Source organism: Mesorhizobium sp. M7A.F.Ca.US.006.01.1.1, from assembly GCF_003997935.1.
Classification (GTDB): Bacteria; Pseudomonadota; Alphaproteobacteria; order Rhizobiales; family Rhizobiaceae; genus Mesorhizobium.
Window position 1 is genome coordinate 1 of sequence record NZ_RZQL01000027.1, and the last position, 14,844, is coordinate 14,844.

The window sequence follows — 14,844 nt, forward strand, 5'->3', positions numbered from 1 at the left end:
GTACCGGCAACGCATCGAAGGAACTTTACAATCATAAAGGTACGTCACTGGTCTCGCGGCTCACCTATGACGATCTAGACGCGCATTCGAGTCCACAATCCGACTGGCATTTTCGTAAAGGCCTCCTCGGTGCGGGCGGCATCAGGGAGGATTTTCTCATGACGAGGACTTCTTACGGAAATGGGGGGCTACTCAAACACATTCAGTGATCAGCGCGGGGGCGGCGTCAGCTATTTCACCGCCGATCTTGGATATAATTTCTTGAACTCACCGCGCTACCGCATCGGTGCTTTTGTTGGCAACAATTTCTGGCACGAGAGCTACGATGCTTTCGGTTGCACGCAGCAGGCGACCAACTGGGGAACCTGTGTGCCAACCGTCCCACCTACGTCAACCTCTCAGCCAGGACAACGATTGGCATTCGCTGCGACTCGGCTTGGCCGGGCAGACGCAACTCACCGAGCGACTCAGCCTTTCTGGTGACGTGGCGTTCCTCTTCACGCGGCTCGACGGCAAAGAGCAGCACCACATGCGCCCAAGATCAAGCTAATTCCCGAAGACGGCGATGGGCATGGCGTCCAGCTCGAGGCGGTGTTGCGGCCGTGGCGAATAACGGCACCGCTCATTTCGAAGAGGCAATGGGCGGTCGTGGTTCCCCGCAGGCCGACGATTGGAAGGCAAAGCGCTACGGCGTTTTCGTGCAGGCTAGCATCAAGTTCAACTGAGAGAGCAAGAACCGAGGAGAGCGGCGATGCCACTCCAGCTCATTACGATCATTGGATCAACAGAAGGAAGTTTTCCGAAGAGTTTTGCAAGCGTGCGCAAAGTCGCCAGACAAAGTTCTCTCGGTCCATAGTGTACGTGCCGTCACGCCCGTTCTCGACATGGTTGAATGATACGTCCCGCGCGATCGATCAAAGTCGTTTTTCATTGGTTTTCCGGAAATCGCGGGGAGCACAGCGTGCTGTGACCCTCGCCTGCTGGTTTTCTGTCAACGCGCAGATGAGGGAGAATGAGCGTACAGCAAAAATCATCAGTGCTGTCGCTTTCGCCAAAGCCCGCCGCAGCTAAACGGGGTCCCACGCCCGGTAGCGCCCCCTGCCGGTCACCTCACGGATGCCGAGTTCGGCACCAGCCCGAGCGCAGCGCGCTGGCTAATTTTCAGCTCGGCCGCGACCAGACCTGCCGACACCAGCGGCCGCGCCAGCACCAGCTCGATCAGCGCCGGCAGGCTCGAGTTTTTGCGCCGGTTCCTGAGCCGGCGCTCCATCTGGCTTTTGGCCAGCGCCTGGATGATTGCAAGGCTGAAACAGTCGATGGAACGCCCCTCCAGCGAAGCCGAACCGGACGAGGCGCGCGCGCCAGGTCCTTCGGCTGCCATCGGCACGCTGGGTTTAAGTGCTTGGGGTGACACGGCGTGATCTCCGCCGTTGGCGGGAACAGGGCAGTGCAATAGTACTGCCCTGTTCCTTTTGATCAGAGGCCAGTGCGGATTTCTTCGGCAAGCGCCCTCAACGTCGTCTCGACGTCATCGCCGTTTACCATCTTCTGCATCGCCACGGCCCATGCGTTCATGGCTTCGCCGAAGCCGACACGCGGTGTGAAAGCCAGCGCGGCTTGGTCCTGTATCTTTTTGAAGCTGTCAACGAAGTTGTTGAACTCGGGCTGCGAAGCGTACTTAGTCCAGGTGTCGTCTGCCAGGTCGACGTGCGCGGCGGATTGACGAGCTGGCCAGCAAGGGCACCCTTGAGCGCCACCTGCTTGGAGGTGGCCCACGGGATGAACAGCCAGGCCGTGCCCTTCTTTTCGGAAGCCGCGTTCATGGCGAGAGCCCAGATCCAGATGTCAGACTCCAAGCTCGTGGCGCTCGGTGCGTGCAGCGGCGGAGCGAAGGCGATCTTGCCGGATGCCGGCTTCCCCGCAACATCGTTCCAGAAGCCGAACATATTTGAGTCGATCGTCATCGCGCTGCGGCCGGACGCGAAGGAAGGAGCCGCGCACTTCTTGATCATGTCCACGTAATGTAGTCGTATCCAGCATCGGTAAGCTTCCAATCGCTCAGGTATTTGTCCAGCGGCTCCAGGGCGCCACTCGGAGCGAGGTCCTACGCGGGCTGAATGCCAGTGCCGAACACATCCCATGCTGGCGACTTCGTCGTCAGTTGGATCGTCATCTTGTTCCAGTAAGAATCGTCTGGGTAGAGTTCCGGCGTGACCTTGATGCCGGGTCAGCTTCTCGAACTCCGGAAATTGCGCAGCGAGAGCATCCGCATAGGGGTGGATGTCGTAGGCCCAAGTTATGCTGGTCCCTTCGAATTGACGCCAGTTCACGGTGTCGGCAGCGGCCGAATTAGTGAGCGATGCCGAGACGGCAAAAAACGCCAAGTCAAAAGCAAGCTGTTTGCGAAGCGACGCGCACCTGTAACGAGTACGGGGAATGAGCGACCCATGTAATCCTCCCTGGGGCATTTTGCCAATTTTTGGGTCCACTCCTCCATCCCGAGTTCGCTCATAGCCACAATAAGCGGTTTCCAACGAGCTCGCTCTGAATGCACCAGGCCAACTGGGTAAAAACGGGTAACCGGCACTAAAAGGCGTTGTAGTATCGCCACCAGAAATACTGCTCCGTGGTGCTGGCCTTTGCCTGGGGGCGCAACACGGCAACTACCCGCTCAAAACGGTTGGTCCTCTACCTCTTATTCACCGTCGCTTTCCTCGCGGCCTAACCCGGCCGGAATATCCGTTGCCAGAAAAAGGCCTCGCGGCCGGTTCGAGGCTCATCCCTCCTCCGAAGCAGCACGCTCAAGTATCGTCACAAGCCCCGAGCGCTTCGCGTTCGGCGATGTCCAAATTCCGACAATGTCGGATACAGTCAGATCTACTGGATTGCGTTTGAATGGTTTTCTCATTTGGCACAGTACATGCGGGTCATCCGCAAAACACGTGACCGACCAACAAGAGTTCGCATGATCACCTTACCACAACATACAGCCGCCGCGGAACAATCACTTGGCCCCTGATCGCCCACCCCGGCACCACAACCGGAGTCATCGATGTTCTGACAGGCTGCCCAAGGATACCTGCTGCAACAGGGCTTGCCCTGGTGACGACCACTCCGGCTCCGCCGGTTACCGACGAGGGCAAAGTGACGGATTTCCTGCTTTTCAACGGCATGGAGGTGGCTGTCATTCCCGACCACCGCGCCGGTCGTCACCCATATGGTCTGGTGCAGGATCGGCAGCGCGGAATGAGCCGCCGGGGATATCTGCATGTCTTCGAGCATCTGATGCTCAAGGCGCCTCATGACGAGCACGGCTCCGTCGCCTGGAGAGATTGAACCCAAAGGGAGATTCAGATGTCTGAAGCGAATCAGGAAAAGTTGGACGCATTCTTGGGGAAAATGGTCGGCGATCTCGGTGCGATCGCAACGGGCGCGGGAGTCCTGCTGGGGGACAGACTCGGCCTGTTCAAGGCATTGCGCGAAGGCGGCAAGATGACGGCCGCCGAACTTTCGACACGCACCGGCACCCAGGAACGCCTCGTAAGGGAATGGCTTTCCGGGCAGGCGGCGGCGGGTTACGTCGACTACGATGAAGCGAGCGACAAATTCTATCTCAACGCCGAGCAAGAGCTGGTGTTCGCTGATGAAGACAGCCCGGCCTTCATGGCAGGCGCATTCGAGTTCCTGTCCGCGCTGTGGCTCGATGAAGAAAAGGTGAGGCAGGCATTCCAGTCCGGCAAGGGCGTCGGGTGGCACGATCATAGCGCGTGTCTGTTTCGCGGTACGGAACGGTTCTTCCGTCCAGGCTACAATGCCAATCTGATCGACTCCTGGCTGCCGGCCTTGGAGGGCGTCGTCGAGAAGCTCGAACGCGGCGTGGACGTCGCGGATGTTGGATGCGGTCATGGTGCATCGACCGTGCTCATGGCACAGGCCTTCCCCAATTCGCGCTTCGTCGGCTTCGACTATCATGCCCCTTCGATTGAGCGCGCCCGCAAGGCGGCCGAGGTAGCCGGCGTCGGCGTTAACACGCGGTTCGACGTGGCGGCCGCCAAGAGCTATCCCGGAACCTATGACCTCGTCACATTCTTCGATTGCCTTCACGACATGGGCGACCCGACGGGCGCCGCCACCCATGTCCACGGATCGCTCAAGCCGGACGGCACGTGGATGATCGTCGAGCCGTTCGCGCATGATCATCTGGCGGCGAACCTCAATCCCGTCGGCCGCGTTTACTATGCCGCTTCCACTTTCGTGTGCACGCCCGCATCCGTGTCGCAGGAAGTCGGGCTCGCGCTTGGAGCCCAGGCCGGTGAGGCGAGGCTGCGCAAGGTTGTGACCGGCGGCGGCTTCAAGCGATTGCGTCGCGCCGCGGAGACACCGTTCAACATGGTGCTGGAGGCCCGCCCTTAGCGTGGCCGTCGCCAGAAATTGCAGCTCATCGCATTTGATGAAGATCACCGCCAAAAATCCGGACGCATCGGGCACATTTTCAAGGCGTCTGGGTTCACGCAGAGGTCGCTGCCGAGTTGTGTGCCAAGAGTCCCATACGTTGCGGCTCAGAAAGGACCCCACGCACGGCGACGAACATGCCCATAGCGATGGCCGCTATAATCACATATGTCCACCATGGCGCGTTCACAAAGCTGGTAAGCCACGTCGCACCGAACGCGCTTACGACAAAAACGAGAGCCTCGATAAAAAGACTGAGCCTGTACACATTCAGTCGTCTCATCCTCATACCACCCATCCAAAGACTGAGCTTGTTGCGCTACTGCGACAGAGCCTAACATATTGGAGAGTGCTCACTAGTCGACCGTGAACAATCCGAGCCCTAAGCGGCGACCGGCTTCGGCCGGATTTGAAGCAGGGCAATCAAGAGCGACAAAAACCCCTTCAGCCACCTGAGCAGGAGGGAGAAGTTGTAGCCGGCGGCGGCCAGGATGGCGTTGAGGGTGTCGCCCTGCTGGCCGGCGAGGTAGTTGCGGCCCATTCTGTGTTCGCTCTTGATGTGGCCGATGACGGGCTCGACCGCCGACCGCCGTCGCATCTGGCGCTTGATGGCTGGGGTGACGCGGCGTTTCTGGCCCGCGGTGAAGACCCTGAGCTTGTGGCTCTGCGGTGCGTTGTGGCCGCGATAGCCGGCGTCGGCGAGGATGCGGCCGATCTCGTTGCCGATGGTCTTTTCCATGTCGGGGATGACGCTTGCCAGCGTGTGGCCGTCATAGGGATTGCCGGGCAGTGCTTTTGCATGCAGGGCGAACTGGCCGCCCCTGGAGCGCTTCAGCGTGGTGGCCACCGACACCTTCACCCCGAACTCGTAGGGCGCATGCGCCTTGCCCTTGCCGATGCATTCCACCTCGTGTGCGTGCAGGCTGTAGATCTTGCGGCCGCGCTGGCGCTGGCGTTGCTCGAGAACGGTGGCGGCCTGGTAGAGCGGCCATTTGAACAGCGTCCAGCCCCTGATCGCCGGCGATCTGGCGACCAATGTCGCGAATGGTCCGGCCGAGATAGGTCTTGAGCTTGCGTAGCGCCTTGTTGGCCCGCTTGAACTGCTTGGCGTGGGCATAGCGCTGGTGGCTGATCAGCGCCAGCTTGCCGACCCGCACATAACTCTGGCGCAAATGGAGACCCGTCCTCTTGGCCAGCCGCACCAGCCGTTCGCGTGCCCGATGGATGAGCTTGGCGTCGGTCGGGAACATGACGTTCTTCGGCTGCACGGTGGTGTCGACGATCACCTGGCGCGTGTCGGCCGGTTTCATCGCCCCGGTCTTGACCGCGAGGCTGAGGCTCTCCTGCAACAGCACCATAATCCGCTCCTCGCCCATACGGCTGCGCCAACGCGTCATCGAGGAGCGGTCGAACGGCAGCGTATGGCAAAAGAACGTCTCGCCGGTGAGATACTGGAAATAAGGGTTCTCCACCCAGCGCTCGCACAGCACCTCATCCGACAGGTTGAAGGTGTGCTTGAGGATCGCCAGCCCCGCCATCAGCCGGGTCGGCAGCGGCGGCATGCCGGGGCCGTCCGAATAGACGGCGCCGAAACGCTCCTCCAGCACCGGCCAGTCGATCGCCTGCGCCAGCCGCACCAGCTCGTGCTTCATGTTGATGATTTGGTCGAGCCGGGAGCGGAACAGGTCCTGCTCTCCCGTCTCGCGCTTCTCGCGTGGCCTGGACATTCGCTGTCCCCTCGATTCGCCGCCGCCGAACCGAGTGAATCACGCTCCGCGCCACAAGGGAATCGCAAAACCGAATTGCAGGAAAACAGCGTCCAAATACCGCTAATCCTGCAATTCCAAAGCCGCTATCCGCCTCAATCAACAGGCCAGATCAATGGCTTGCGGATAGTTCACGGCCGACCAAATCGAAAATGCAAACTTAGGCTGTTGCGCGGTATCTCCTTCCACATCATCTCTTGCGCATACCTGCATTCCAAGGTGTTTGATCCTATGCTTCGCGAGGAGCAGGTAGGTCGCGACAGCTAGGCAATGTTCCAGCTGCCCTAGCGGAGGAGTCACGATTTTCCGGCAAGCTCCGTCGGCAGACGTTCCTTTCTGGCCTTGGCAAAGGCTCGGTCGCCTTCCAGAAACGCCGCCAGCATGAAAGGGATGAGTTCTGCCACGGTTTCAGACTGACCATAGGTCTGACGGTAAAGTGCAGCATACTCCTTGAGTGTTTGGCTCAGCTCCGCGCTGACGGTAATGGTGATCTTCGAAGCTGTTCGGTCCGGAAGTTTTCCAAGTTTCAGGTCAGCCATGATAACTCCTGCTCAACTGGCGTATGGCCGCAGCACGATGTCCTTGTGCACGATGACGCGCAGTGGCCAACCTGGGCGGACGACGATGGTGGGCTGGATATTGAGGTTTTTTTCGGTGATGCGCTGGCCGGCTCGACTGGCGTTCTGCTGGGCTGATTCCCGGATCGCCTTGACCAGATCGCTCTCGTTTTCGCCGAGGCTGAATTCTGTGCCGACACCGAGCAATGTGGCAAGCGCCACTCCCTTGATCATCTGCCAAGTGTGGAAATCGACTTCGTCTTCCAGCCCTGCGTAGCCGGCGGTGTCGCTCGCGGGCAGATTGTCGATTTCGGCCGACGAGCCGTCGGGCAGCAGAATGCGCTGCCAGACCAGCAGCGCTCGCTTTTGCCCGAACGCGACGACGCTGTCGTAGACGCCGATAAGACGTGAGCCCTGCGGAATCAGCAATATGTTGCCCGTGACCGTGTCGTGCACATTTTCGGTGACTTGCGCGACGACAAGGCCCGGCAAATCGGAATTGATGCCGGTGATCAGGCTGGCGGCAATCACGCTGCCAGCCATCAGTTGATATGGCGAGATCGGCGTCTGCAGCGCATGCGGATTGTAGATCCCGCCAGTGCTCCGCTGGCTGAGAAAATCAAGCTTTCGCTGCTGATTGTTCTGGTCGCCTTCCGCCGCCGCCACCGAGGCTGACGCGCGTCCTGCTTCGGATTGGGGAAGCGCCTCAAATGGATGCTGAGCAGTTTGCACGCTCTCTCCGACATCTGTCTTTTGAGCTCGATTTTCGACGCGGAAAAGCACCCGCGATTCACGCGCTTCGATCGCCTGCTGCGCTAGACGCTGCTCCTCGGCCGAGATGTCTTGGCCCGGCACGATGCCGAGCTGGCGCTGCCGCTCGAGGATGGGGCGGCCGAGGTCGCCCGGCAAAGGTAGCCCAAGGACGGGAGGCTTCGGCTTCATGCCGGAATAGTCATGGGGAAGCGTATCGAGCCCCTCGGCGGTTGGTTTGCGCTCAGTGTTGTAGAGATCTTCCGCCTGATCCCTGATGCGAAGGGCCGGCCCCTGGAGGGCGATCATGGTAACGCCGAAGACAGCGCCGGATCCGAGCGCTGCGATCGCGATGATCACACCGCGCCTGAACCGCACCACGCGGCGGGGAGAGGCCCGAAGCTGCAGTTCCTCGGGATCCAGTTTCGGCGGGATGCCAGAGCGGGAATTTTCGATCATGAGTCCTCACCTCGCCGGCTGCCGCGAAAGAGCGAGATCCGCCGTTGCGGTTGCCTGCCGTCAATCCTGCTGATGCGGATCACCTGCTGCCGCTTGGTGCCGAGGCGAAGTTCGGCCGCGGCGAAGAGCCGATCGACGATGTAATAGTTGCCGCGCACGCGATAGTTGACGAGCTCGCTGCTCCCATCTGCGCCGACGATGAAGAGTGGTGGCGCCTCGCCCTGATCTATGCGACGAGGGAACTCAATATAGACCTTGCTGCCGTCGTCGAAGGCTCGCGTCGGTCTCCAGGGCGGTGTGTCGCCACTGATTGAGTAGCGAAAGCGAAGGTTTTCGAGCGCGATATTCGACGCGACCGGTGTAACTGCCTCGGCTTGAGCATTGCGCTGGCGAAGCGCGATGATCTGGTCTTGGCTGTAGGTCCAGGAGATTGCCGCCATTGCGGTCTTCTCGGTGCTTTGAAGCTGCAAATGATAGGTCCGCCGGTCCGTCGTAATGACGACATTGGTGGCAAGACCCGGCGCGAAGGGTTTTACCAGAACATGGGTGCGCTGATTGTCACCGGTGCCGCTTGCGGTATCGCCAATGACCCAGCGCACGGTGTCGCCAGCCGACACGGCGGTTAGTTTCTCGCCCGGCTGCAGAGCGATGTCGGTCACGCGCTCCGGCGCGGCATAGAGTTGATAAAGCGCGCCATCGGTGAAGGGGTAGACTTGCACGGCATTAACATACCCGTACTTGGTGGGTTGCTGGGTCGCGGCTTTGTTGGCATCAGCGACGCGTTCTTCAGGGGGGCGCTTGTCCTCGGCCTTGCCGGGCTCGGGCTGCATTTGGCCAGGCAGCGGCAGTGGTTTTGGCACCTCGACAATTCTAATCGGCCTCTCCGGCGCCTTTTCGATCGCGGCCGGTTTGAAGTCGGCAGCGTCATAGGAAATCTCAGGCGGCGGCACCTTCTTCGATGCACAAGCGGAAACGACCGCTGCCGACACCGATAGGATCAGCACGGCACGAATCGGTGACATTTTACCTTTCATTGGTGGACTCCGTCGGAGAAAGGGGGGTTGGGACGGCGCTGTCGAGCTCGCGTGACCAGTCAATGGCATTGATGAAGACGCCGAGCGGATTCTTGCGCAGCTGATCCGTATTGCTTGGCGAGCGAATCACGATCGTGAGGATCGCAGTCCAGCGCATCGTGCTGGCAAGGCTTCCGCGCTCAAACACCTGCTCGGTCCATTTGACCTGGAATGAACTTTCGGAGGCTCTGACCACGCTGGTGACCTGTACCGAAACACTGCGCGTTCCGATCTGACCGAAGGGGTCGTTCGCCTTGGCGTATTCGTTGAGGAAGAGCGCTGCGCGATCGCTAGCAAAGTCGTACGCTGCCAACCAGTTCTGCCGTACCAAAACCGGATCGGTGGAAACGGAACGGACATTCTGGATGAAGCGGCCGAGATGCCAGGCGATCTGAGCATCCGAGGGCTCATAATTCCGGATCGCCGGCGCGACGGCGCGCGTCTCGCCGAAGCCATCGACCTCGACGACATAAGGCACGACACGGCTTTGCATCGACTGCCATACGAGTCCGCCGGAAAGCCCGGTCGCCAAGGCCAGGCAGCCAAGGGCCATGATCCGCCAGTTCCTGGCCTGCAGTCGAGATGAGCCGATGCGCTCGTCCCACAGCTGGGCGGCTTTTTGATACGGCGTGACCGGTTCGGGTGTTTTGCCGTAACGGTGCACGGGTCGCTTGAAGAGCATCTAGTCATCCTTGTCGTTGAGAGAGGGGGTGGCGCTGCCTCCCGGCCGGTCTCCGTCTCGGACAGCTTGCATGGCAGCGTGGCGATTTGCACGGGCGGTCTGTTCAGAACGTAGGCGCCTTGCCCACGTCGGCGCCGAAACAGTGGCCGAACCGGCAGAGCGTTCGGTCATTGGCGCTGTCGGCGTGCCGCCGGTCGCGGTCCACGCGGCATCGCGCCCGGCATCGGCGTTGCGCCCAACACTTGCAGTGGCGGATCGCGCTATGCGTATAGCGGCGCCGCCAGCTGCACTGGTTACACCATGCATTCCAGCAGCCACACCGGAGAGGCCAGCGTCGGGCGAGGTTGCGCGCCCGATCTGCCATGACGTGGAAGCAGCCGATCCCATTGTTGTGCCGGCTCGGATGGCGGCGACACCGCCGCTGGTTGCCATACGCGCGCCAGCAAATGCTGTGCCTCCAGCAACGAGTGATACACCCGCTGCCGCCGCGGTCGTGCCGAGGGCGGCGCCCGCCCCAAGCTGCGGTGCGCCTGAGACAAGACCCGACGCGATCCCCGGCCCAAAAATGCCAAGGCCAAGCAATGCCAGTGCGCCCAGTACCTGGGACATGGCACCGGCAAGATCCGGCTCCTTGCCTTGCAATGCGGAAGCGAACTCCCCGAAGAGCGTGGAGCCGATACCGACAATGACGGCGAGCACCATCACCTTGATGCCTGACGAGATAACATGGCCGAGCACGCGTTCGGCCAGGAACGCTGAACGGTTCCAAAGTGCGAATGGAACCAAAACAAAACCTGCCAGCGTGGTGAGCTTGAACTCAAGGATGGTGATGAAAAGCTGGATGGAAAGGATGAAGAAGGCGATGATGACCAGGAACCAGGCCATCAGCAGCACGAAGATGGTCAGTGCGTTGCCGAAGATTTCCGGGAAGCCCAGGAGCTGACTGGCTTGGTCAAGCATTGGCCAAGCACCTTCGAAACCGGTCGCGGCAATGCGGCCCGGGCGCAAGAGATTGTCTGCCGACAGATTGCCGGCCGACGCCTTAATCCCGAGACCGGCAAAAGAACGATAAACGATATCGGCGAGGTTCTTGAAATTGTTCAGAATGAAGGCGAAGACGCCAACATAGAGCACCTTGCGGACAAGCCGGCCGAGAACGCTGGTTTCGTCGCCGAGCGCCCACGCCAGGCCGGCAAGTGTGATGTCAATGCCGATCAGAATGGTAGTGAGGAAGGCGAGGTCGCCCGATAGCAGACCGAACCCGCTGTCGATGTAGCGGATGAAGGTCTCCATGAAGCGATCGATGACGCCAAGGTCGTTCATGCCGCTGCCTTTCTCGTCGTGATGAACTCGTGATTAATTGCCGGGATAAGCCGAGCCGGTACCCAAGAATCGCTTCGTCATCTCGCGGGCGGCTTCGTCTGACTGGGCCTTGCGGGCGGCATCCTCGGCCTCAGCTCGAAACTGCGTTGCGAGCAGCGTCTGGATCTGCATCTGCTGTTTTGTCGAAAGCGCCATCAGCTGGTTGGTGGCCTGGCTTGCCTGAAGCGCACCGGCCGCCCCTTGGCTGCGGTTGACGAGATCGGCGAGCAGATCGCCGTCGGCGCGGACGTTCTCGACGATTTGCGACTGGACACCCATGGTCTGGCGGAACGCCTGCATGGCGGTTTGCCAACGCTCCCGCGCAGCACTCGCCACATCGCTGACTTTGATCGTGGCGTCGTAGCTTTCCGGATATTGGCTGCGCCACTGGTCTTGAAGCTTGCCCAGATCAAAGCTGAGGCCACTCGCCTGGTCCATCAAGCCGTCGATGCGATGGAGCGAACCGGTGAGTTGGCCAACGGAAGAGAAATCCAGACGCTGAAGATTGCGCGCCATGTTCTGCAGCATGGTCGCCTGATTCTGCAGCGACTGGATCTGGTTGTTGATCTGCTCCAATGCGCGCGCGGCCGTCAGCACGTTCTGCGCATAATTGGACGGATCGAACACGATAAGGGCGTAGGCGGGCTGCACATAGTCGGCCATAGGCTTGGCGATCAGGGAAACGGTGATCAGGCCGGAGAGAAGGCGTCGCCGCATCATGAGAATTGCTCCTTGTCTGGTTGAGGGAATTGCTTGAGAAGTTCGCCGGCCCAATCGAGGCCGCGCGCGATCAGGAACTGCGAGGCAAAGCTGCCTTGCCCGTCTTCGGACATGATCCTGTCGATCAGAGTCTGCGTGGCCGGATCGGAAGCACCGCAAAGCGCAAGAGCGATGGGGCCAAGCTCGAGCTCGAACAGACGGTTGCCGCGGCGCGATTGCAGATAATACTGACGCTTCGGCGTGGCGCGGGCGATCAATTCGATCTGCCGCTCGCTTAAACCGAAGCGCTCGTAGGCTGTGCGCGCCTGGGGTTCCACGGCACGATCATTGGGAAGGAAAATGCGCTGCGGGCAGCTTTCGATGATTGCCGGCGCTATGCCAGAGCCCGCGATATCAGCCAGCGACTGCGTAGCGAAGACAACCGACACGTTCTTCTTTCGCAGCACCTTCAGCCATTCGCGGATGCGGGCGGCGAACAGCGGATTGTCGAGATAGACCCACGCCTCGTCGAGCATGATCAGCGTGGGCCGTCCGTCGAACCGTTCCTCAAGTCGCTGGAACAGATAGGTAAGCACCGGCAGCAAAGCGCTTTGGCTGTGCATTAACTCCTCGGTCTCGAAACACTGCACATCCGACAAGGCCAGCCCATCATGATCGGCATCGAGCAGGCGGCCGAAGGGACCGTCGAGCGTGTAGGGCATCAATGCGGTCTTCAGCGCATTGGATTGAAGCAGGACCGAAAGACCGGTCAGTGTGCGTTCCTGCGCCGGCGCGGTGGCAAGGCTGGCCAGCGCTGACCAAATAGCCTCCTTCACCTCCGGCGTGACGGTGACGTTCTCGTGGGCAACAAGGCTGGCGATCCATTCGGCCGCCCAGCTTCGGCTAGCCTGGTCGTTGATGCTGCGCAGTGGCTGAAAGGCAAGGGAACCGTCCGCTCCTAGCGCGTGGTGTTCTCCACCCATGGCAAGTGTTGCAGCACGGGCCGAATTGCCTTTGTCGAAGACATAAACCTGGGCGCCGGCGTAGCGCCTGAACTGCAGAGCAATCAGAGCAAGCAGAACCGACTTGCCGGCGCCGGTCGGACCAACAACCAGCATGTGGCCGACATCTTCGACGTGGGTGGAAAGCCGAAACGGTGTCGACCCACTGGTCTCGGCAACGAAAAGCGGTGGCGCTTCGGTTTGGGTGACTTTCGCGAGATGCTCGTTTGTCGCAGGACCGGCCCAAACCGACGACAGCGGCATGAGATGGGCAAGGTTCAATGTATGAACGAGCGGTTGGCGAACGTTAGCGTAGACATGGCCAGGCAATGAGCCGAGCCAAGCCTCGACCGCATTGACGCCTTCTCGGATCGTGGTGAAGCCGAGCCCATTGATGATGCGCTCGACCGCGCGAAGCTTCTCTGCAGCGGCTTGGCGATCCTCGCCCCACACCGTCACGGTGGTGGTGAGATAGCCGAAACTCACATGATCACCGCCCAATGCCTGAAGGGCTTCGTCGGCATCGAGCGCCTTGTTGTCGGCATCGCTATCGACAAGCGGGACCGGCTCGTTGGTAATGACCTCGCGTAGGATTGCCACGATCGATTTGCGCTTGGCAAACCACTGCCGGCGCAATCGCGTCAGCGTCTTCGTGGCTTCCGTTTTCTCGAGCGGAATGAAGCGCGTCATCCAGCGATAGGCGAAATCCTGATGATTGAGGGTATCGAGGATTCCGGGCCGGGTGAGGTTCGGAAAGCCGAGGATGGTCAGTGTGCGAAGATGCTGCTCACCCAGCATCGGCTCCAGGCCACCGGTAAGCGGCGCATCGACCAGGATTGCATCCAGATATATCGGCGTTTCCGGGGCCATGATAGGATGGCGACGAGGCGAAATCGTGCCGTGGAGGTAGGTCAACGTCTGAGCATCATCGAGGACGCGTACTTCGGACATGAAACCCGAGAAGAGATCGAGCACGCGGTTGGTCTCGTCACGGAACCTCGCCAGATCCTGGCGCCAGTCTCTTTCTCCTCGGGAATAATGAGAGTCGACGAGCGTGCTTTCTGCGCGCGCCTGGGCGTCCGGCGGTGGCATAAACACCAAGGTCAGATGATAGCGGCTCTCGTAGTGCGCTACCTTCCCCTCGAAAGCAGCGCGGCGTTCTTCGTCGACCAGCCACGACGCGGCGTCAGGAAAATGCGAGTTCGGATAGCCCAGCGCTTCTGTGCGCTCGGCCTCAAAGAACAATGCCCAGCCAGAGCCAAGGCGTCTGAGAGCATTGTTCGCCCGGGCGCAAATGCCGACGAGTTCAGCCTCCGTCGCACTTTCGAGATCCGGGCCGCGGAACCGCAACGTCCGCTGAAAGCTGCCGTCCTTGTTGAGCACGATGCCGGGCGCCACCAAGGCAGCCCAGGGTAGATGGTCGGCAAGCCGGTCGGCTTTGCTTCGATATTCCGAAAGGTTCAGCATGCAAGCCACCCCTTCAGACGTAGGTGGCGCACAAGCACGCTGGCGAAGTCCGGATCGCGTCTTGCGGCAAACACCGCTAACGAGTGGCCTGCGATCCAAAGCACCAGACCAGCAATCCATTGCTGCAAGCCGAAGCCAATGGCCGCGGCCACTGTACCGTTGAGGATCGCCACCGCGCGCGGAGCCCCGCCGAGCAGGATCGGCTCGGTCAGCGCCCGGTGGACCGGTACTGCGAAGCCCTCGATATGCTGCTCCCCGGCGGCCATCAGACGAGCGCCCCACCACCGAAGGAGAAGAAGGAGAGGAAGAAGCTCGATGCCGCGAAGGCGATCGACAGACCGAAGACGATCTGAATCAGGCGCCGAAAACCACCGGCGGTGTCGCCGAAGGCAAGCGTCAGGCCGGTGGTGATAATGATGATCACCGCAACGATCTTGGCGACCGGTCCCTGCACGGACTCCAGGATCTGCTGCAGCGGCTGCTCCCACGGCATGCCGGAGCCGGCGGCATAAACCGGGGCCGTGATAAGAAACGCGAGCGCTGTGGACGAAAGAAAGCGAAGCTTCTTGCGCATGA

General features: G+C 60.6%; 14 protein-coding genes and 2 pseudogenes. 4 read left to right on the forward strand and 12 right to left on the reverse strand.

Features of this window, described 5'->3' with window-relative positions:
- Positions 1-209, forward strand: a 209-nt coding sequence (locus EN943_RS37935; protein WP_206522735.1) for a hypothetical protein, incomplete at its 5' end; no start/stop codon positions are given.
- A gap of 896 nt (positions 210-1,105) precedes the next feature.
- Here EN943_RS37935 and EN943_RS38965 read toward each other — a convergent pair.
- Positions 1,106-1,414, reverse strand: coding sequence for a helix-turn-helix domain-containing protein (locus EN943_RS38965; protein ID WP_236473435.1), 309 nt, complete (start codon positions 1,412-1,414; stop codon positions 1,106-1,108).
- Positions 1,415-1,476: 62 nt separating this feature from the next.
- A complete protein-coding gene (locus tag EN943_RS38230; protein ID WP_224571022.1) occupies positions 1,477-1,776 on the reverse strand; it encodes a hypothetical protein in 300 nt (99 codons plus the stop codon).
- A 3-nt stretch (positions 1,777-1,779) separates the two neighbouring features.
- On the opposite strand from EN943_RS38230, the gene EN943_RS38235 reads away from it, so the two are divergent.
- The 3 genes and pseudogenes from EN943_RS38235 (at position 1,780) to EN943_RS07540 (ending at position 4,413) form a co-directional block, all read left to right on the forward strand.
- The gene (locus tag EN943_RS38235) at positions 1,780-2,022 is read left to right on the forward strand and encodes a hypothetical protein (protein ID WP_224571023.1); all 243 of its coding nucleotides are present in this window, start codon (positions 1,780-1,782) and stop codon (positions 2,020-2,022) included.
- Positions 2,023-3,075: 1,053 nt separating this feature from the next.
- A pseudogene (locus EN943_RS07535) lies at positions 3,076-3,297 on the forward strand (insulinase family protein); the annotation flags it as partial.
- A 57-nt stretch (positions 3,298-3,354) separates the two neighbouring features.
- Positions 3,355-4,413 carry a class I SAM-dependent methyltransferase gene (locus tag EN943_RS07540; protein WP_024504268.1) on the forward strand — a complete coding sequence of 353 codons (1,059 nt, stop codon included), beginning with the start codon at positions 3,355-3,357 and terminating at the stop codon, positions 4,411-4,413.
- A gap of 421 nt (positions 4,414-4,834) precedes the next feature.
- Here the strand turns inward: EN943_RS07540 and EN943_RS07545 are convergent.
- The 10 genes and pseudogenes from EN943_RS07545 to EN943_RS07590 form a co-directional block, all read right to left on the reverse strand.
- Positions 4,835-6,179: pseudogene (locus EN943_RS07545) on the reverse strand (IS5 family transposase).
- Between the two features lie 335 nt (positions 6,180-6,514).
- A complete protein-coding gene (locus tag EN943_RS07550; protein ID WP_024502859.1) occupies positions 6,515-6,757 on the reverse strand; it encodes a DUF2274 domain-containing protein in 243 nt (80 codons plus the stop codon).
- Between the two features lie 12 nt (positions 6,758-6,769).
- Entirely contained in the window at positions 6,770-7,984 is a 1,215-nt protein-coding gene (locus EN943_RS07555; protein ID WP_063169228.1) for a TrbI/VirB10 family protein, read from the reverse strand.
- Entirely contained in the window at positions 7,981-9,006 is a 1,026-nt protein-coding gene (trbG, locus tag EN943_RS07560) for a P-type conjugative transfer protein TrbG (protein WP_164548809.1), read from the reverse strand. The genes EN943_RS07555 and trbG overlap by 4 nt, the downstream gene beginning before the upstream one ends.
- A 1-nt stretch (position 9,007) precedes the next feature.
- A complete protein-coding gene (trbF, locus tag EN943_RS07565) occupies positions 9,008-9,739 on the reverse strand; it encodes a conjugal transfer protein TrbF (RefSeq protein WP_063169230.1) in 732 nt (243 codons plus the stop codon).
- Positions 9,740-11,062 carry a P-type conjugative transfer protein TrbL gene (gene trbL / locus EN943_RS07570; protein ID WP_063169231.1) on the reverse strand — a complete coding sequence of 441 codons (1,323 nt, stop codon included), beginning with the start codon at positions 11,060-11,062 and terminating at the stop codon, positions 9,740-9,742.
- Positions 11,063-11,095: 33 nt separating this feature from the next.
- Positions 11,096-11,821, reverse strand: coding sequence for a P-type conjugative transfer protein TrbJ (trbJ, locus tag EN943_RS07575; RefSeq protein ID WP_024502854.1), 726 nt, complete (start codon positions 11,819-11,821; stop codon positions 11,096-11,098).
- Positions 11,818-14,268: a conjugal transfer protein TrbE gene (trbE, locus tag EN943_RS07580; protein ID WP_063169232.1), complete on the reverse strand. Its 2,451-nt coding sequence runs from the start codon at positions 14,266-14,268 to the stop codon at positions 11,818-11,820. The genes trbJ and trbE overlap by 4 nt, the downstream gene beginning before the upstream one ends.
- On the reverse strand, positions 14,262-14,534 hold the full coding sequence (locus tag EN943_RS07585) for a VirB3 family type IV secretion system protein (RefSeq protein WP_024502852.1): 273 nt from the start codon (positions 14,532-14,534) through the stop codon (positions 14,262-14,264). The genes trbE and EN943_RS07585 overlap by 7 nt, the downstream gene beginning before the upstream one ends.
- Positions 14,534-14,842, reverse strand: coding sequence for a TrbC/VirB2 family protein (locus EN943_RS07590; protein ID WP_024502851.1), 309 nt, complete (start codon positions 14,840-14,842; stop codon positions 14,534-14,536). The genes EN943_RS07585 and EN943_RS07590 overlap by 1 nt, the downstream gene beginning before the upstream one ends.
- Positions 14,843-14,844: the final 2 nt, after the last annotated feature.